The sequence below is a fragment of the Achromobacter sp. FW305-C-28 genome, from assembly GCF_058783235.1.
Window position 1 is genome coordinate 514,921 of record NZ_JBYSYL010000001.1, and the last position, 17,495, is coordinate 532,415.

Sequence of the window (17,495 nt, forward strand, 5' to 3'; positions counted from 1 at the left end):
AGGCTTAGATGCCAAGGATACCTTACAGTTCCCTGAAGAATCCAGTTTTTGGAGGAATTAGGACAGGTGGAGGGCAGTGTAGTCCCGTAATGGGGGCAGAAGGCCACATTTCAACCGGGGCGTACGTCTTGCAGGACCCGGGCCACGATGCGAGGCAGTTCTTCGTCCATGCGCGCCTGGATCTGTTCGATGGCGTCGGCCAGGGCCAGGCGCATGGCCTGTTCGACTTCCGCTTGCAGGCGGGCGGCCAGCACGGCGGCCTGCGGCGGCACGCCAGCCTCGGACGCGGTTGGCGCGTCTTGTGTTGCGAGCTGGCTTGCCGCGGGCAAGGCCAGGGCACCATCCGGCGCCACAGGCAGGTCGGCCGCTTCGGTCAGTAGCGGGAAATCGTCTGATTCGGCGGTGTCGGTCAATACCGGGAAGTCGTCCGCGGGCCAGTCGTTCGAGTCGGCCGATTCGGCCACGTCGGTCAGCACCGGAAACGCATCGTCAGCATAAGCCCGCGCGCCGCCTTGCGCCACCTCGGTCAATACGGGGGCGTCGGGGTGGCCAGCAGACGGCGACAGGGTGGGTTCGGCCCGCTGGGTCAGGGTAGGAATGCCGGGGTCGGAAGGGTGGGGCATGAGGGCTCCCGAGGGAGAGGCGCCGCCCGGGGAGGCGGCGCGGGTGTACGGACGGTCAGTTGCCGGCCTGTTGCCGGCTCAGGTCGTGGCTTTGCGGCGTATGGCCGGCCCCCACGTAGGTGCGCCAGCGCTGCCGGGCGGCTTGCTTGTCGTCGGGGTCGTCCGAGACGATTTCAAGCAAGCGCTCGAAGGCGTCGAAGCCGGGCGGGCAGCCGTCGTCCAGGTTCAACAGCCAGGGCGGGGCCTGGCCTTCAGCCGACGGCTGCATCGCCTGGCCAGGATCGCCGGCGGTCAGCACGACCGGCGTGTCGGCCGCCAGGGGATCGTTGGCCAGCACATGCGGCACGAATGACGTGTCGTCGAACGCCCACAGCATGCGGTCGAAGGCGGTCAGCCGCGAGCCTTCCTTACAGTACACCACCAGCCGCTGGCCGGCGAGGTAGCGCTTGCGCACGACCTGGCAGGCCATGCGCAAGCGGTCGGGCGCGCCGAAGGCGAAGTCGATGCGCGTCATGCCGGGTTCCGTCGCAGGCCGATCAAGCCTGGTCCAGCAGGAACTGCATCAGGAGCGGCACGGGACGGCCCGTGGCGCCCTTGTCCTTGCCGCTCTTCCAGGCGGTGCCGGCGATGTCCAGGTGGGCCCAGCGGTACGACTTGGTGAAGCGCGACAGGAAGCAGGCGGCCGTGACGGCGCCGGCCGGGGGGCCGCCGATGTTGGCCAGGTCGGCGAAGTTGGACTTCAGCTGTTCCTGGTAGGCGTCGTCCATGGGCATGCGCCATGCGGTGTCCAGCGACTGGCGGCCGGCGGCCGTCAGGGCGTCGGACAGGGCGTCGTCCTTGGTGAACAGGCCCGTGTTGACGTGGCCCAGGGCCACGACGCAGGCGCCGGTGAGCGTGGCGATGTCGATGACGGTGGACGGCTTGAAGCGTTCGGCGTAGGTCAGGGCATCGCACAGCACCAGGCGGCCTTCGGCGTCGGTGTTCAGGATTTCGATGGTCAGGCCAGCCATGCTGGTGACCACGTCGCCCGGCTTGTTGGCCGTGCCGCTGGGCAGGTTTTCGCAGGCCGGGATCAGGCCGATCACGTCCAGCGGCAGTTCCAGTTCGGCCAGGGCGCGGAACGAACCGAGCACGCTGGCGGCGCCGCACATGTCGTACTTCATTTCGTCCATCGTGGCGGCGGGCTTGAGCGAGATGCCGCCGGCATCGAAGGTGATGCCCTTGCCGACCAGCACGATCGGGCCTTGCGCGGCCTTGGCGCCCTTCTTGGCGGCCGGCTTGCCGGCGACGGGCTTCCCGGCATGGCGCAGGACGATGAAGCGCAGGGCTTCTTCGGAACCGCGGGCCACCGACAGGAACGAACCCATGCCCAGGGCCTCGACCTGCTTCTTGTCCAGCACTTCGACCTTGATGGACTTGAACTCGCGGGCCAGCTTCTTGGCCGTTTCGCCCAGGTAGGTGGGGGTGCAGATGTTGCCGGGCAGGTTACCCAGCGTGCGGGTCAGTTCCATGCCGTTGGCGATGGCGGCGCCTTCGCGCAGGCCCTTCTGGGCCTGGCTGGCGTCGGCGCGTTCGACGATCTGGACGATCTTCTTGAGCTTGGGGCGGGCGTCGCGGTCGGGTTTGCCGAAGCTGGCGTCGTAGTGATAGGTGGCGCTGCCGGCCGCGATGGCGGCGCTGCGGGCGCGGGCGATGACGGCCACGTCCGGGATCGGGTTGGCGGCCAGGGTCGAGACGCCCTCGGTCAGTTGGGCGGACACGCAGGCAGCGGCAAAGGCCTGCTCGGCCGACGCGTGGGCGCGGGCCGAGTATTCGTCCTGCTTGCCCAGGCCCACCAGGACCACGCGCTGGGCGGTCACGCCCGGCAGCGAGCGCAGCACCAGGGTGGAGCCGGCGCGGCCGCGGAATTCGGTTTTGGCGACGGCGCGCACGGCGCCGTTGGAGGCCCGGTCGATCAGGTCGGCGGCGGGGCTCAACACGCCGTCGGTAAAGACCCCGACCGCCAGCGCGGCGGTTTTGATCTGGTGCAGGGAAGCGGTGGTCTGTGTGCTAAATTCCATGAGGGTTTCCCGTGTGCGTCTGTATGATGCGGTCGATTATCCCGCATATTCTCCCATGTCTCTATTCAAACGCTCTGTCGTCAGCGAGATCACCAGTCACGCTGGCGTTGTCTTTTCCACGTTGCTCATCGTGTGGCTCAGCGTGCTGCTCGTGCGCCTGCTCGGTGAAGCGGCGGGCGGCAACATCGGGGCGGACGTCGTGCTCGTGCTGGCCGCGCTGTCCACCATCACGGCGTTGCCGACCATCCTGGCGGTGTCGATCTTCATCGCGGTGCTCACCACGGTCACGCGCAACTATCGCGAATCCGAAATGGTCGTGTGGTTCGCCAGCGGCCTGTCGCTGGCCGACTGGCTCAAGCCGGTGCTGCGGGTCGCCGTGCCGGTGGCCATTGCCGTGGCGGGCCTGACCCTGGTGGCTGCCCCCTGGGCCTACCGCCAGATCGGCGAATACCACGAACGCTTCGAACAGCGCTCGGACCTGTCCAAGGTCACGGCGGGCCAGTTCGCGGAATCGGCCGGCGGCAACCGCGTGTTCTTCGCCGAAGACCCGGCCAAGCCCACCGACGAGCTGGGCAACGTGTTCGCCCGCGAAAACGGCCCCGAGTGGCTGAGCGTGCTGACCGCCGCCAGCGCCCACAGCGAAACCCTGCCCAACGGCGACCGCTTCCTGGTGCTGGGCGAAGGCCATCGCTACGACCTGAAGCCGGGCACGCCCGAGATCCGCCTGGTGCACTTCGACAAATACGGGCTGCGCCTGGAAAGCAAGGGCGGCGACGATCCGGTCGCTTCGGCCCGCGCCGCCGCCGAACGCTCGTCCAAGGCCCGCACCACGCCGCAACTGATGGCCGACAACACCACCAGCAGCTGGTCGCAGGTGATGTGGCGCATCTCGCTGCCGCTGGCCGCGCTGAACCTGGCGCTGCTGGCCATCCCGCTGGGCGCCGTTAACCCGCGCCTGGGCCGTTCGGGCGACCTGCTCATCGCCGGCCTGGTCGGCCTGCTGTACATGAACCTGATCAACCTGTCGCGCGCCTGGATTTCCAACGGCAAGCTCAGCTTCGGCGTGGGCACCGTGGCGATCCACGTCGTCGTGGCCATGTTGACGGCGTTCCTGCTGATGCGCCGCCTGCGGGTCAAGGCGCCCAAGACGAGCCGCTAAGGCCGGCGTCTTGCCGCCCGCTGCCCGCGCTTGCGGGCAGCCTTGCCTGGTGATGGGGCCGTTGCCGGCCCGCGTCACGGCAGATACTTCATCGTGCCGCGCTTGCCGGCCAGCAGGTCGGCGTTCTTGAGCACCGACTTGCGGATGAATTCCCACAGCACCGTCACGCGCTTGAGCTTGCGCAGGTCTTCGTGGCAATACATCCAGAACGACCGCGTGATCTCCACTTCGTTTTCCAGCACGGGCTTGAGCCGCGGGTCCTGCGCGGCGATGAAGCACGGCAGGATGGCCAGCGACTGCCCCTGCAAGGCGGCGTGGTATTGCGCCACCACGCTGGTGCTGCGCAGCACCACCCGGCTGGCGGGCAGCAGGTCTTCCAGGTAGCGCAGGCGTTCGCTGAACAGCAGTTCGTCGACATAGCCGATGAAGCTGTGGCCGGCCAGGTCGGCGCGGCTCTGGATGGGCGGGTGGCGCGCCAGGTAGCCCGGCGTGCCATACAGGCGCAGCGTGTAGTCGCACAGCTTGCTGCAGACGTACGGGCCGCGCTGGGGGCGTTCGATGGTGATGGCCAGGTCCGCCTCGCGCTTGGACAGGCTGACAAAGCGCGGCACGGGCAGGATGTCCAGGGTGATGTGCGGATAGCGCCGCTGGAAGTCGGCGGCCAGGGGTGTCAGCACGTAGCTGCCGAAGCCCTCGGTAGCGCCGATGCGCAGGTGGCCCGACAGCGCCTGGCCGATGCCGGACAGGTTTTCGCGGGCGGTATGTACCGTGCTTTCCATCTGTTCGGCATGGACGAACAGGCGCTGGCCGTCTTCGGTCAGCACGAAGCCGGCGCTGCGGGACTTTTCGAACAGCAGGGTGTCCAGCTCGGTTTCCAGCGCGCGGATGCGCCGGGACACCGTGGTGTGTTCGACCCCCAGTTTGCGCGCTGCGGCGCTGACCCGCTGGGTGCGCGCCACTTCCAGGAAATACCGCAAGCTGTCCCAATCAAGCACGTTTTCAGCCCTAGTCGTAGTTGTGCATTGATGCACAAGGAATGTGCATTTCTAGTGTTGCTTGTTGATTTTCACACATCTACACTGGGTCGGCAGGCCCTAGGGCAAGCTCCTGGGGGCCGCAGGCCGCAAAGACGGCGCCATAACGCATAAAACTCAGGAGACAAATCCATGGAATTGCACGTACGCGGGCTGGCCGCAGGCTTGTGTCTGGGCGCTGCGCTGGTAGGTCAGGCGCAGGCGGCGGACAAGCCGCCGGTGAAGATCGGCATTCTGACGGACATGTCCGGCACCTATGCCGGCATGGGCGGGGCAGGTTCGGTGGCGGCGGCGCAATTGGCCATCGACGATTGCCTGGCCGCCGAGTGCAAGGGCATGAAGATCGAACTGGTCTCTGCCGACAACCAGAACAAGGCGGACGTGGGCGCGGCCAAGGCGCGCGAATGGTTCGACCGCGATGGCGTCACGGCCATCGCCGACCTGACCAATTCCGCGGTGGCACTGGCCGTGCAGGGCATCGCGCGAGAAAAGAACAAGGTCGTGATGTTCTCCGGCCCGGCCACCACGGCGCTGACCAACAAGGAATGCTCGCCGGTTGGCTTTCACTGGATGTTCGACACCTATTCGCAGTCCGCCGGGGGCGCCAAGGCCACCGTCAAGGCGGGTGGCAAGTCCTGGTATTTCATCACGGTCGACTACGCCTTCGGTCACTCACTGGAAGCCGACACGGCCAAGGCGGTCAAGGCGCTGGGCGGCACGGTCGCCGGCAGCGTGCGTCATCCGCTGAACGCGCCCGACTTCGCGTCCTATCTGCTGCAGGCGCAAAGCTCGAAGGCGCAGGTCGTGGCGCTGGCCAATGGCGGCCAGGACACGGTCAACGCGGTCAAGCAGGCCCGCGAGTTCGGCATCGTGGCGGGCGGCCAGCGGCTGGTGTCGCTGCTGATCTTCCTGTCGGACCTGCGCGCGCTGGGCCTGGAAAGCGCCCAGGGGCTGTCGTACGTGGACGGCTTCTATTGGGATTACGACGATGCCTCGCGCCAGTGGGCCACGCGCTTCGAGAAGGCCTTCCGCGGCCTCAAGCCCACCATGACGCAGGCCGGCGTGTATTCCAGCGTGCTGCACTACCTGCGGTCGGTGGCGGCCTCGGGCAGCACCGACGGCAAGGTGGTGGCCGACAAGATGCGCGAGCTGCCGATCAAGGACCCGATCATGCGCAACGCGTCGATCCGACCTGATGGCCGGGTGATCCACGACATGTATCTGTACGAAGTGAAAAAGCCGTCCGAATCCAAGGGCGGCTGGGACTATTCCAAGCTGGTCGCCACCATTCCGGCCGCCGAGGCCTTCCAGCCGTTGGCCGATTCGACCTGCCCGCTGGTGCAGAAGTAGAAGTGAAAGCCGGGCTTGGCGGCGCCGGCCAGGTGCCGGCTCGCCGCCCGCAATGAACCCTGAACGCGGATTCCATCCGCATCGATAAAGCAGTGTGAGGAGCATCAAATGAGTGAAGTCCCCCGCGTTCCGCTATTGATCGGCGGCAAGCTCGTGCAGTCCAAGACCACCGAATGGCGTGACGTGATCAACCCCGCCACGCAGGAGGTCGTCGCCAAGGTGCCCTTTGCCACGCGTGAAGAGCTGGACCTGGCGGTCTCCAATGCCAAGGAAGCCTTCAAGACCTGGCGCAACAGCGGCCAGGGCGCGCGCATGCGCGTCATGCTGAAATTCCAGGAATTGCTGCGCGCCAACACCGGCAAGCTGGCCGAGATGATCACCCGCGAACACGGCAAGACCCTGCCGGACGCCGAGGGTGAAGTGGGCCGCGGCCTGGAAGTGGTGGAGCACGCCTGCTCGATCGCCAACCTGCAACTGGGCGAATACGCCGAGAATGCCGCGTCCGGCATCGACGTCTACACCCTGATCCAGCCGCTGGGCGTGTGCGCCGGCATCACGGCGTTCAACTTCCCGGTGATGCTGCCGTGCTTCATGTTCCCGATCGCGGTGGCCTGCGGCAACACGTTCGTGCTCAAGCCGTCCGAGCAGGACCCCACCGCCTCGCTGTTCCTGGCCCAGCTGGCCCTGGAAGCCGGCCTGCCGCCAGGCGTCTTGAACGTGGTTCACGGCGGCCCGGATACGGCCAACGGCCTGTGCGAGCATCCCGACATCAAGGCGGTGTCGTTCATCGGTTCGACCCGCGTGGGCACCGAGATCTACAACCGCGCGTCCGCCGCGGGCAAGCGCTGCCAGTCGATGATGGGCGCCAAGAACCACTGCGTGATCCTGCCGGACGCCGATCCCGACGTGGCGCTGAACCAGCTGGTGGGCGCCGCCTTTGGCGCGGCCGGCCAGCGCTGCATGGCCTCGTCCGTGGCCGTGCTGGTGGGCGATGCCCGCAACTGGCTGCCCGACTTCGTCGAGCGCGCCAAGAAGCTCAAGGTCAATTCGGGCATGGACCGCGCGGCCGACCTGGGCCCGCTGGTGTCGCCCAATGCCAAGAAGCGCGTCGAAAGCCTGATCCAGAAGGGGGTGGACGAAGGCGCCAAGCTGCTGCTGGACGGCCGCAACCTGAAGGTCTCGGGCTTCGAGCAGGGCAACTTCGTGGGCCCCACGGTGTTTGATGGTGTGACCGAGGAAATGACCATCTACACGGAGGAAATCTTCGGCCCGGTGCTGTGCGTGGTGGGCGTCGAAACGCTGGAAGAGGCGGTGGAATTCGTCAACCGCAATCCCAACGGCAACGGCGTGGCCCTGTTCACCCAGGACGGCGGCGCGGCGCGCTACTTCCAGAACAACATCGATGTCGGCCAGGTGGGTATCAACGTGCCGATCCCGGTGCCGGTGGCCTGGTTCAGCTTCACCGGTTCGCGCGGCTCGAAGCTGGGCGACCTGGGCCCCAACGGCAAACAGGCGGTGCAGTTCTGGACCCAGACCAAGACCGTCACGGCGCGCTGGTCGGCCCACGCCAAGACCGTGAACACGACGATCTCGATGCGCTGAAAGAGGGACGCCTTGCGCCTAAGCTTATATTAATAAGTCATATAACAAGGTGTTATTATTACTTATAATTGGTCCGTCTATCAGGGGCCAATTCATGAACCTGCAGCAATTTCGTTTTGTGCGCGAAACCATCCGGCGCGACTTCAACCTGACCGAAGCCGCCCGGATGCTCTATACCTCCCAACCGGGCGTGTCCAAGGCGATCATCGAGTTCGAGGACGAACTCGGCATCAAGATCTTCGAACGCCACGGCAAGCGCATCAAGGGGCTGACCAAGCCCGGCCTGGCGGTTTCGCAGGTGATCGACCGCATCATGCGCGAAGTCGACAATCTCAAGAAAGTCAGCGATGAATTCGCCCGCCGCGACGAAGGCGGCCTGGTGATCGCTTGCACGCACACCCAGGCCCGCTATCTGCTGCCGCGCGTGATCCCGGCGTTTCGCAAGCAGTTCCCCAAGGTGCACCTGTCGCTGGCCGAAGGCAGCCCGGCGCAGCTGGCCGAAATGGTGCTGCATGAGCAGGCCGACCTGGCGCTGGCGACCGAGTCCCTGGCGCTGACCCCGGGCCTGGCGACGCTGCCCGTCTACGCCTGGGAACACACCGTGGTAGTGCGCCCCGACCATCCGCTGGCCGAGCTGACCTCCAGCGCCGCCAAGCGCCTGTCGCTGGCGCAGCTGGCCGAATTTCCCATCGTGACCTATGACCGCGCCTTTACCGGCCGCAGCACGATCGACGAAGTCTTTGCCAACCAGGGCATCCACCCGGACATTGTGCTGGAAGCCATCGACGCCGACGTGATCAAGACGTACGTGGACGTGGGCCTGGGCATCGGCATCATCGCCGGCGTGGCCTACGACCCGCGGCGCGATTCGAACCTGGTGGGCCTGCCCGTGGGCCACCTGTTCGGCACGCACACCACCCGGGTGGGCGTGAAGGCCGGCGTGTTCCTGCGTGACTACGTCTACACCTTCCTGGAAATGCTGGCCCCGTCCTTGACCCGCGCGGTCGTGACCGAGGCCGTGCAGGGCGCGCCCAAGTAGGCACGGGCGGCATGCATGCCATCGGACAAAGCGCGGCCCCTTTCGGGAGCCGCGTTTTTTTGGCTTCACGCACGGTCAAAGGAAGGGGGGACGGGTCTCTCGCTATCCGTTCCCATAAGCTCATAAAAATAATTAAATAAGAACTGATCTCATTTAAGTTGACTAAAAAATAGGAATCATTATCATTACATCCAGTCTCAACGACCCAGTGAGGTTCAACATGACGGCAGGATTGAGTGCAGTGGTAGTGGGCGCCGACAGGCTCGGCAACATTCCGGATCTGCTTAAAGGACACAATATTTCGATCACGCACCACATCAGTGGCCGTGACCCCTCGCATCAGAAGAAGACGTTGCAACTGCCCTCGGGCACCCAGCTGGTCATTTTGCTGACCGACTTCCTGGGCCACAACGTCATGAAGACGTTCCGCAATGCCGCGCAGCGTGGCGGTATCCGTGTCGTGGCTTGTCGCCGTTCGGTGTGCAGCATGCAGCAGGCGCTGCAGCAGTGCGGCCTGTGCACAGGAGCCGCGGTCCACTGACGGCTTGCCGCGCTGCCGCGGATACAGAAAACTGGGGAGGCCGAAACGGCCTGCGGCCCCAAGGCCGCGAAGAGAAATGAAAAACGCCGCCGGACTGGAAAGTCCGGCGGCGTTTTGCTATTTGGGGGATGGTGCGGGGCAGGGCGTCGTGCGACGCTGGCCGCAACGGGGAAATCAGTTGGCCGCGCGGGCCGAGGCCATCAGGCTGTTGTCCAGGCGGCGGGCGCCGTTGTAGCGCTTGGTCCAGTAGGCCATGGTCATGTTTTCGACGCGCACCACGCCACCGGCGCTGGGCGAGTGCACAAAGCGGTCGTCGCCCAGGTAGATGCCCACGTGGGAGTAGCGGCGGCCCATGGTGTTGAAGAAGACCAGGTCACCGGCCTTGAGCTCGTTCTTGCTGACGGACGTGCCTTGCTGGGCGATTTCGGCGGCGTTGCGGGGCAGCTTCAGGCCCAGCGAACGTTCGGCGGAATAGGCCACCAGGCCGCTGCAATCGAAACCGGTGTCGGGGGAACTGCCGCCGAAGCGGTAGCGGATGCCCAGGTAGTTCAGGGCTTCGCTGACCATGGCGTTGTCGCTGCTGACACCCGACGATTGGGTGCGCTGGCGGTCACGCTTGAATTTCTGTACCACCAGCATGCCGATGGGGTCATCGGCGGTGGCGACCCATTCCGTTTCGTACGGATCGATCTCGGACGAATAGGCGGTGGATTTTTGATTGGTGCCTGCACAACCCGCCAGACCCGCGACGCAAGCCGCCAGCGCCAGCAAACGCAGACCGCGGTTTGCCTGGCCAGAGGATGAATTCAGTCGCGCGCTTTTGGAGTGTCGATGCATTCGCCTGGGGATGGTTGCCACTTTTTTCGCAGATCAGAAGCAATAAAGCGTCAAAAACGCTAAAAAACACCTGAATAGCTGGAATAAAGCAGCGAACCAACAGATATGTTGTCACAACTTCGCGGGGATTCTACCAAACTTTTAAGACTGGTTCGTTACTGTAACCAGCCCGGCGCCCGTGAGGCGTAGACGCGTGGCAGAATTTTTTGACCTGGGGCAAGCCTGGTGCAAGGTTTGCCCACCAAAATGACCGAAGGATTCAAAAAGAAAGCAATCAGCCTTAAGGCGTATGCACAATAACAGGAGACAAAAATGCAAAAAACCAGGGATTTCCATTACCGGTCGGTGCACGATCGCGATGCCTTCTGGCGCGAAGAGGCCAGCCGGGTGCACTGGGAATCGCCATTCGAGTCGGTCCTGGACTTTTCCCGGCCGCCGTTCGCCCGGTGGTTCGTGGGCGGCAAGACCAACCTTTGCTACAACGCGGTGGACCGCTGGCTGCCCACCCAGGCCGACCAGCCCGCCCTGATCTGGGTATCGACCGAGGTCGACCGCGAACGCGTCTACACGCGCCAGGACGTCTACGACGAGGTCAACGCCGCCGCCGCCATGCTGCGGGACCTGGGCGTGGGGCGGGGCGACCGGGTGCTGTTGTACATGCCGATGGTGCCCGAGGCCGTGTTCACCATGCTGGCCTGCGCCCGCATCGGCGCGGTGCATTCGGTGGTGTTCGGGGGCTTTGCCTCGGTCAACCTGGCCCAGCGCATTGATGACGCCGCGCCCAAGGTGGTGGTGTGCACCGACGGCGGCTCGCGCGGCGGCAAGGTGGTGCCCTACAAGCCGCTGCTGGATCGGGCGCTGGCCCTGTGCAAGACGCCGCCGGCTTCGGTGGTGGTGTTCGACCGTGGCCTGGCGCCCTTCGAACCCGTGGCTGGCCGCGACCTGGACTACGCGACCCTTCGCGCAGCCCGGCACGGCGTGCGGGTGCCGGTGACCTGGCTGGAGTCGTCGGAGCCCAGCTACATCCTGTACACGTCCGGCACCACCGGCAAGCCCAAGGGCGTGCAGCGCGATACCGGCGGCTATGCCGTGGCGCTTGCCTCGTCGATGGAATACCTGTTCAACGGCCGGGCCGGCGATACGTTCTTCTGCACCAGCGACATCGGCTGGGTGGTGGGGCACTCCTATATTGTGTATGGGCCGCTGATCGGCGGGCAGGCGACCGTGCTGTACGAGGGCACGCCGGTGCGTCCGGATGGCGCCATCCTGTGGAAGCTGGTCGAGCAGTTCGGCGTCAACACGCTGTTTTCGGCGCCCACGGCGGTGCGGGTGCTCAAGCGCCAGGACCCGGCGCTGCTCAGGAAGCACGACCTGTCCACGCTGCGGGCGGTGTACCTGGCGGGTGAGCCGCTGGACGAACCGACGGCGCAATGGATCTCGGAAGGCCTGGGCAAGCCCATCATCGACAACTACTGGCAGACCGAGTCCGGCTGGCCGATCCTGTCGGCGCAGCCGGGCGTGGAGAAGGTGGCCACCCGCTACGGCAGTCCGTCGTTCCCGGTATACGGCTTCGATGCGCGCATCGTCAGCGAGGCGAATGGCGAAGACCTGGGCGCCAACCAGAAGGGCGTGGTGGCGATCGTGCCACCGCTGCCGCCGGGCGCCATGTCCACCATCTGGGGCGATGATGAGCGCTTCGTCCAGACCTATTTCACGTCGATTCCTGGCCGCCAGGTCTATTCCACCTTCGACTGGGGCCTGGTCGATGCGGACGGCTACTGGTTCATCCTGGGCCGCACCGACGACGTGATCAACGTGGCGGGCCACCGCCTGGGCACGCGCGAGATCGAGGAGTCGGTCAACAGTCACAGCGGCATCGCCGAATGCGCGGTGGTGGGCGTGGCCGACGCGCTCAAGGGCCAGGTGGCGATGGCCTTCGCCGTGCTGAAGAATCCCGCGATGGCGGACGCATCCGAGGGTGCAAAGCAGCTGGAAGCGGATATCATGCGGCTGGTGGAAGATCAGCTGGGCGCGGTGGCGCGACCTGCCAGGATCCGGTTCGTGGGCGCCTTGCCCAAGACCCGCTCCGGCAAGGTGCTGCGCCGCGCGATTGTCGCCGTCTGCGAAGGCCGCGACCCCGGAGACCTCACCACCATCGAAGACCCCACCGCCCTGGAACAGATCAAGGAGTCGCTGCAATGAACACCAAACCCGTGCTGACCGCCGAAGACGTCAAGAAAATCCTGGCCGCGGCCGAAGCACACGCCCTGCAGAACAAATGGGCGGTCACCATCGCCGTGTCGGACGATGGCGGCCATCTGCTGGGCATGCTGCGGCTGGACGACGCCGCTCCCATCTCTTCGCACATCGCGCCGGCCAAGGCCAAGACCGCGGCCCTGGGCCGCCGCGAATCGCGCGTCTACGAAGAGATCATCAACAACGGCCGCTACTCCTTCCTGTCGGCGCCGCTGATCGAGGGCATGCTGGAAGGCGGTGTGCCCGTGATCGCCAACGGCCAGGTGGTCGGCGCAGTCGGCGTGTCGGGCGTGAAGTCCACCGAAGATGCCCAGATCGCCCAGGCTGGCATCGCCGCGCTGGGCCTGTGAGCCAAGAAGAATCGCGGCAGCCGTCGGCGGGCCAGGCGCCCGCCAGCCTTGCCGCGCCGGCCGACGCGGCAGCGGACGCCGGTCCGCTGAATCCCGGCGTGGCCAAGCGCGAAGTCTGGGCCTGGGCCATGTACGACTTCGCCAATTCCGGCTACACCACCGTGATTCTCACGGCGGTGTTCAGTACTTATTTCGTTGGCGTGGTCGCCGGCCGTGCGCCGTGGTCCACGCTGGCCTGGACGGCGGCGCTGTCGCTGTCCTACCTGCTCATCATGCTGACCATGCCCACGCTGGGCGCGCGGGCCGATGCCCGCGCCGCCAAGCGGCGCCTGCTCTACACCAGCACCACCGGCTGCGTGGCGGCCACCCTGGTGCTGACCCAGGCGGGGCCAGGGGACGTCTGGCTGGCCCTGGCGGCCATTGTCGTGTCCAACTACTGCTATTGCATCGGCGAATCCGTGGTGGCGGCCTTTCTGCCCGAACTGGCCAAGCCATCGGCGCTGGGCCGGGTGTCCGGCTGGGGCTGGAGCTTCGGCTATTGCGGCGGCATGCTCACGCTGGGCCTGTCGCTGTGGGTGGTGACGCTGTCCGAAGCCAACGGCCTGGACGCCCAGCATTTCGTGCCGCGCGTCATCCTGGTGACCTGCGCCGTGTTTGCGCTGGCGGCGCTGCCGTCGTTCTTCCTCTTGCGCGAACGCGCCAGGCCGCAGGCTGAGCCCAAAGAGGCGCTGGATGTCTTCAAGCGCCTGGCTTTCGCGTGGCGCGAAACCGGCCAGCATTTTCCTGAATTTCGTCGCCTGCTGATGTGCATCGCGTGCTACCAGGCCGGCATCTCGGTGGTCATCACCCTGGCCGCGGTGTACGCGTCCGAGGTCATGGGCTTCACCACGCCGCAGATCATGCTGCTGGTGTTCACCGTCAACATTGGGGCGGCCGCCGGCGCGTTCTCGTTTGGCTATGTGCAAGACCGCATCGGCCATAAGCCGGCGCTGGCCATTACCTTGTGCGGCTGGATCGTGATGGTGCTGGTGGCCTATGCGGCCGTCACGGCACCGGTGTTCTGGGTGGCGGCCACGCTGGCGGGCCTGTGCATGGGCACGACGCAAAGCGCGGGCCGCGCCATGACCGGCGCGCTGGCCCCGGCCGGGCGCCTGGCCGAATTTTTCTCGCTCTGGACCTTCGCGGTACAACTGGCCGCCGTCATCGGCCCGCTGACCTACGGCCTGGTCACCTGGCTCACGGACGGCAACCATCGCCTGGCCATCCTGGTGACCGGGCTGTTCTTCGTGGGTGGCCTCATCCTTTTGTCGCGCGTGGACATGGCGCGCGGCCTGGCGCGCCGCGCCGCCTAGCGCCGCAGCCGTTCGCCGCAACTGATATTCTTATGAAGTCCCGGACGTTGCCCCGCGCGCTTTGCGGCACGCGGCGTCCGGTGGGTTTGCGTTTGCGCAGTCAGGTTGTCGATGCCGTTGCCGCCATGGCCGGCGGTTGCACGCTTGCGGTGATGCGGGCTCTGGCCCGCATTTTGCGTAAGGTGCCCGTAAGAGCGTGGCGATACGGTTGCGAGTGGGCAATAAAAGAAAACGGCATCAACAACAGAATCACAGATTGGAGACAAGATCATGTCGAATGCTATTGAGTCCGTACTGGTAGAAACCCGGGTCTTTCCGCCGCCCGAGCGCGCGGCCCAAGGCGCCGCGATTCCCAGCATGGACGCCTACAACGCGCTGTGCGCACAAGTCGAAAAGGACTTCGACGGCTTCTGGGCCGGCCAGGCCCGCGACAACCTGCAATGGACCAAGCCGTTCACCGAGGTGCTGGACGAATCGGACGCGCCGTTCTATCGCTGGTTCGGCGACGGCGAACTGAACGTCTCGGCCAACTGCCTGGACGTGCACCTGACCAACGGCAACGCCGACAAGACCGCCATCATCTTTGAAACCGACGATGGCAAGGTCAACAAGGTCAGCTACCGCGAACTGCTGGCCCGCGTGTGCCGCTTCGCCAATGGCATTGCCGCGCTGGGCTACAAGAAGGGCGATCGCGCCATCATCTACATGCCCATGTCGATCGAAGCCGTGGTGGCCATGCAGGCCTGCGCGCGCCTGGGCGTGACGCACTCGGTGGTATTTGGCGGCTTTTCGGCCAAGAGCCTGCAAGAGCGCATCGTCGACGTCGGCGCATCGCTGGTCATCACCGCCGACGAGCAGGTGCGCGGCGGCAAGACCATCCCGCTCAAGCCCGCCGTGGAAGAAGCCATTGCCATGGGCGGCTGCGACGCCGTGCGCAAGGTCATCGTCTACCGCCGCACCGGCGGCAAGGTGCAATGGAACGACAGCCGCGACCTCTGGATGCACGATGTCGAAGCCGGCCAGCCCGACACCTGCGAACCGGTGCCGGTCAATGCCGAGCATCCGCTGTTCATCCTGTACACGTCCGGTTCCACCGGCAAGCCCAAGGGCGTGCAGCATTCGTCGGCAGGCTACCTGCTATGGGCGTTGTTGACGGTCAAGTGGACCTTCGATGCCCGCAAGGACGACGTCTACTGGTGCACGGCCGACGTGGGCTGGGTTACCGGCCACACCTACATTACCTACGGCCCGCTGGCCGCCGGCCTGACGCAGGTGGTGTTCGAAGGCGTGCCCACGTTCCCGAACGCCGGCCGCTTCTGGGACATGATTGCGCGCCACAAGGTCACCACCTTCTACACCGCGCCCACCGCGATTCGTTCGCTGATCAAGGCGGCCGAGGCAGCGCCCGAAACCCATCCGTCCAAGTACGACCTGGACAGCCTGCGCATCATCGGCACGGTGGGCGAACCCATCAACCCCGAAGCCTGGATCTGGTATCACAAGAACATCGGCCGCGAACGCTGCCCGATCGTGGATACCTGGTGGCAGACTGAAACCGGCGGCCACATGATCACCCCGCTGCCGGGCGCCACGCCCACCAAGCCGGGTTCGTGCACGCTGCCGCTGCCGGGCATTGCTGCAGCCATCGTCGACGAGACGGGCGGCGACGTCGACCAGGGCAATGGCGGCTTTCTCGTCATCAAGCGTCCGTGGCCGGCCATGATCCGCAACATCTGGGGCGACCCGGAACGCTTCAAGAAGAGCTACTTCCCGCCCGAACTGCGCGGCTACTACCTGGCCGGCGACGGCGCGCAGCGTGATGCGGACGGCTACTTCTGGATCATGGGCCGCATCGACGACGTGCTGAACGTGTCAGGCCACCGCCTGGGCACCATGGAAGTCGAATCGGCGCTGGTGGCGCACGAATTGGTGGCCGAAGCCGCCGTGGTCGGCCGTCCGGACGACACGACGGGTGAGGCCGTGGTGGCCTTCGTGGTGCTCAAGGGCACCCGCCCCGAAGGCGCCGACGCGCAAGCCATCGCCAAGACGCTGCGCGACTGGGTCGCCAAGGAAATCGGCCCGATCGCCAAACCCAAGGACATCCGCTTTGGCGACAACCTGCCCAAGACCCGCTCGGGCAAGATCATGCGTCGCTTGCTGCGCGTGGTGGCCAAGGGCGAGGAAGTGACCCAGGACGTGTCGACGCTGGAAAACCCGGCCATCCTGGAACAGTTGTCCAAGCCGCTGTAAACCGGCGCGCGCCGTCCGCGCGGCGGACGGCGTGGCCCGATCCCGCGCGGCGGGAGCATAATGCGAGATGCCCATACCGGTTTGCCGGTATGGGCATCGTCGTTTTTTCCCCAATGAATCATTTACCGGAGACGCCGCCGTGAGCCGCAGCAGTTTCGATCGCGCAGGGCTTGCCCTGATGTTCAGCACCATCCTCGTATGGGCAGGCAGCTGGATCGCGATGAAACTGATCGTGCCGTACATCGGCCCCTTCGACTTCGTGGCACTGCGCTACGTGGTGGGCGCCCTGGTGCTGTTTGCGCTGGTGATCGCCACGCGCCGGCCCCTGGCCATGCCGCCCTGGAAGCTGACGCTCTTGATCGGCCTTACCCAGACCGCCGGGTTCCAGGGCTTCGTGCAGACCGCGCTGGTGTCGGGCGGCGTAGGCAAGGTCTCGCTGATGGCCTACACGATGCCGTTCTGGGTGGTGCTGTTTGCCTGGGGCTTGCTGGGCGAACGGCCATCGGCGCGGCACGGCGCGGGCATTGGTCTTGCCGCGATCGGCCTGGTGCTGTTCATCGAACCGTGGCATGGCCTGGGTGACATGAAGCCGGTGCTGCTGGGGCTGGGCAGCGGGCTGTGCTGGGGCGTGGGCACGGTGCTGTCCAAGCGCATGTTCGACCGCCACGCGCCGGACGTGATGACGTTCACGGCATGGCAGATGCTGTTCGGCGGGCTGGTGGTGACGCCGGTGGCGTTGCTGGTGCCGCAGATTCCCGCGCAGTGGGGCTGGCAGCTGTGGACCGGCATGACCTATATCGTGCTGATCGCCACGGCGGCGGGCTGGCTGTTGTGGCTGCAGGTGGTGCGGCGGGTGCCGGCCTCGATTGCCGGCCTGTCCAGCCTGGGCGTGCCTGTGGTGGCGATGCTGATGGCGTGGGCGGTACTGTCCGAACGCCCGTCGCTGGCCGAGCTGGGCGGCATGGCCTTGATTCTTGCCGGCATCTTCGTGGTGAGTCGCGCGGCGCCGGCCGCGCGCACCCGTTGAGCCGGCCCGTCTTCT

At 65.9% G+C, this 17,495-nt stretch carries 15 protein-coding genes; 10 read left to right on the forward strand and 5 right to left on the reverse strand.

Annotation, left to right across the window (positions count from 1 at the left end; genetic code table 11):
- Positions 1 to 110 precede the first annotated feature (110 nt).
- From AC3WMR_RS02315 to AC3WMR_RS02325, 3 genes are read right to left on the reverse strand one after another with little or no spacing between them, the layout of a single operon-like run.
- A complete protein-coding gene (locus AC3WMR_RS02315; protein WP_492262500.1) occupies positions 111 to 623 on the reverse strand; it encodes a hypothetical protein in 513 nt (170 codons plus the stop codon).
- Positions 624 to 678: 55 nt separating this feature from the next.
- Positions 679 to 1,137 carry a DNA polymerase III subunit chi gene (locus AC3WMR_RS02320; RefSeq protein ID WP_492262501.1) on the reverse strand — a complete coding sequence of 153 codons (459 nt, stop codon included), beginning with the start codon at positions 1,135 to 1,137 and terminating at the stop codon, positions 679 to 681.
- A 22-nt stretch (positions 1,138 to 1,159) separates the two neighbouring features.
- Positions 1,160 to 2,683, reverse strand: coding sequence for a leucyl aminopeptidase (locus AC3WMR_RS02325; protein WP_492262502.1), 1,524 nt, complete (start codon positions 2,681 to 2,683; stop codon positions 1,160 to 1,162).
- 55 nt (positions 2,684 to 2,738) lie between these two features.
- On the opposite strand from AC3WMR_RS02325, the gene lptF reads away from it, so the two are divergent.
- Positions 2,739 to 3,842, forward strand: a complete 1,104-nt coding sequence (gene lptF / locus AC3WMR_RS02330) for an LPS export ABC transporter permease LptF (RefSeq protein WP_492262503.1) — start codon at positions 2,739 to 2,741, stop codon at positions 3,840 to 3,842.
- A 74-nt stretch (positions 3,843 to 3,916) separates the two neighbouring features.
- Here lptF and AC3WMR_RS02335 read toward each other — a convergent pair whose 3' ends face one another.
- Positions 3,917 to 4,837: a LysR family transcriptional regulator gene (locus AC3WMR_RS02335; protein WP_025137153.1), complete on the reverse strand. Its 921-nt coding sequence runs from the start codon at positions 4,835 to 4,837 to the stop codon at positions 3,917 to 3,919.
- A gap of 171 nt (positions 4,838 to 5,008) precedes the next feature.
- Between AC3WMR_RS02335 and AC3WMR_RS02340 the strand changes: the two genes are divergently transcribed.
- The 4 genes from AC3WMR_RS02340 (at position 5,009) to AC3WMR_RS02355 (ending at position 9,408) form a co-directional block, all read left to right on the forward strand.
- On the forward strand, positions 5,009 to 6,226 hold the full coding sequence (locus tag AC3WMR_RS02340) for an ABC transporter substrate-binding protein (RefSeq protein ID WP_175191044.1): 1,218 nt from the start codon (positions 5,009 to 5,011) through the stop codon (positions 6,224 to 6,226).
- A gap of 108 nt (positions 6,227 to 6,334) precedes the next feature.
- Complete coding sequence (locus AC3WMR_RS02345) at positions 6,335 to 7,828, forward strand: CoA-acylating methylmalonate-semialdehyde dehydrogenase (RefSeq protein WP_025137155.1); 1,494 nt, start codon at positions 6,335 to 6,337, stop codon at positions 7,826 to 7,828.
- A 94-nt stretch (positions 7,829 to 7,922) separates the two neighbouring features.
- Positions 7,923 to 8,867 (forward strand): CysB family HTH-type transcriptional regulator, encoded by a 945-nt coding sequence (locus AC3WMR_RS02350; protein WP_025137156.1) that lies wholly within the window; start codon positions 7,923 to 7,925, stop codon positions 8,865 to 8,867.
- Positions 8,868 to 9,087: 220 nt separating this feature from the next.
- On the forward strand, positions 9,088 to 9,408 hold the full coding sequence (locus AC3WMR_RS02355) for a DUF2325 domain-containing protein (protein ID WP_263910532.1): 321 nt from the start codon (positions 9,088 to 9,090) through the stop codon (positions 9,406 to 9,408).
- A 174-nt stretch (positions 9,409 to 9,582) separates the two neighbouring features.
- Here the strand turns inward: AC3WMR_RS02355 and AC3WMR_RS02360 are convergent, their stop codons facing one another.
- On the reverse strand, positions 9,583 to 10,245 hold the full coding sequence (locus tag AC3WMR_RS02360) for a C40 family peptidase (RefSeq protein ID WP_492262504.1): 663 nt from the start codon (positions 10,243 to 10,245) through the stop codon (positions 9,583 to 9,585).
- Positions 10,246 to 10,557: 312 nt separating this feature from the next.
- On the opposite strand from AC3WMR_RS02360, the gene AC3WMR_RS02365 reads away from it, so the two are divergent.
- The 5 genes from AC3WMR_RS02365 to AC3WMR_RS02385 all read left to right on the forward strand — a co-directional run bounded on the left by AC3WMR_RS02365 (position 10,558) and on the right by AC3WMR_RS02385 (position 17,480).
- Complete coding sequence (locus AC3WMR_RS02365) at positions 10,558 to 12,447, forward strand: propionate--CoA ligase (RefSeq protein ID WP_492262505.1); 1,890 nt, start codon at positions 10,558 to 10,560, stop codon at positions 12,445 to 12,447.
- Positions 12,444 to 12,851 (forward strand): heme-binding protein, encoded by a 408-nt coding sequence (locus AC3WMR_RS02370; protein WP_025137160.1) that lies wholly within the window; start codon positions 12,444 to 12,446, stop codon positions 12,849 to 12,851. The genes AC3WMR_RS02365 and AC3WMR_RS02370 overlap by 4 nt, the downstream gene beginning before the upstream one ends.
- 128 nt (positions 12,852 to 12,979) lie before the next feature.
- The gene (locus AC3WMR_RS02375; RefSeq protein ID WP_492262860.1) at positions 12,980 to 14,203 is read left to right on the forward strand and encodes an MFS transporter; all 1,224 of its coding nucleotides are present in this window, start codon (positions 12,980 to 12,982) and stop codon (positions 14,201 to 14,203) included.
- A 270-nt stretch (positions 14,204 to 14,473) separates the two neighbouring features.
- Complete coding sequence (acs, locus tag AC3WMR_RS02380) at positions 14,474 to 16,453, forward strand: acetate--CoA ligase (protein WP_492262506.1); 1,980 nt, start codon at positions 14,474 to 14,476, stop codon at positions 16,451 to 16,453.
- A gap of 139 nt (positions 16,454 to 16,592) precedes the next feature.
- On the forward strand, positions 16,593 to 17,480 hold the full coding sequence (locus AC3WMR_RS02385; protein ID WP_175191051.1) for a DMT family transporter: 888 nt from the start codon (positions 16,593 to 16,595) through the stop codon (positions 17,478 to 17,480).
- Positions 17,481 to 17,495: the final 15 nt, after the last annotated feature.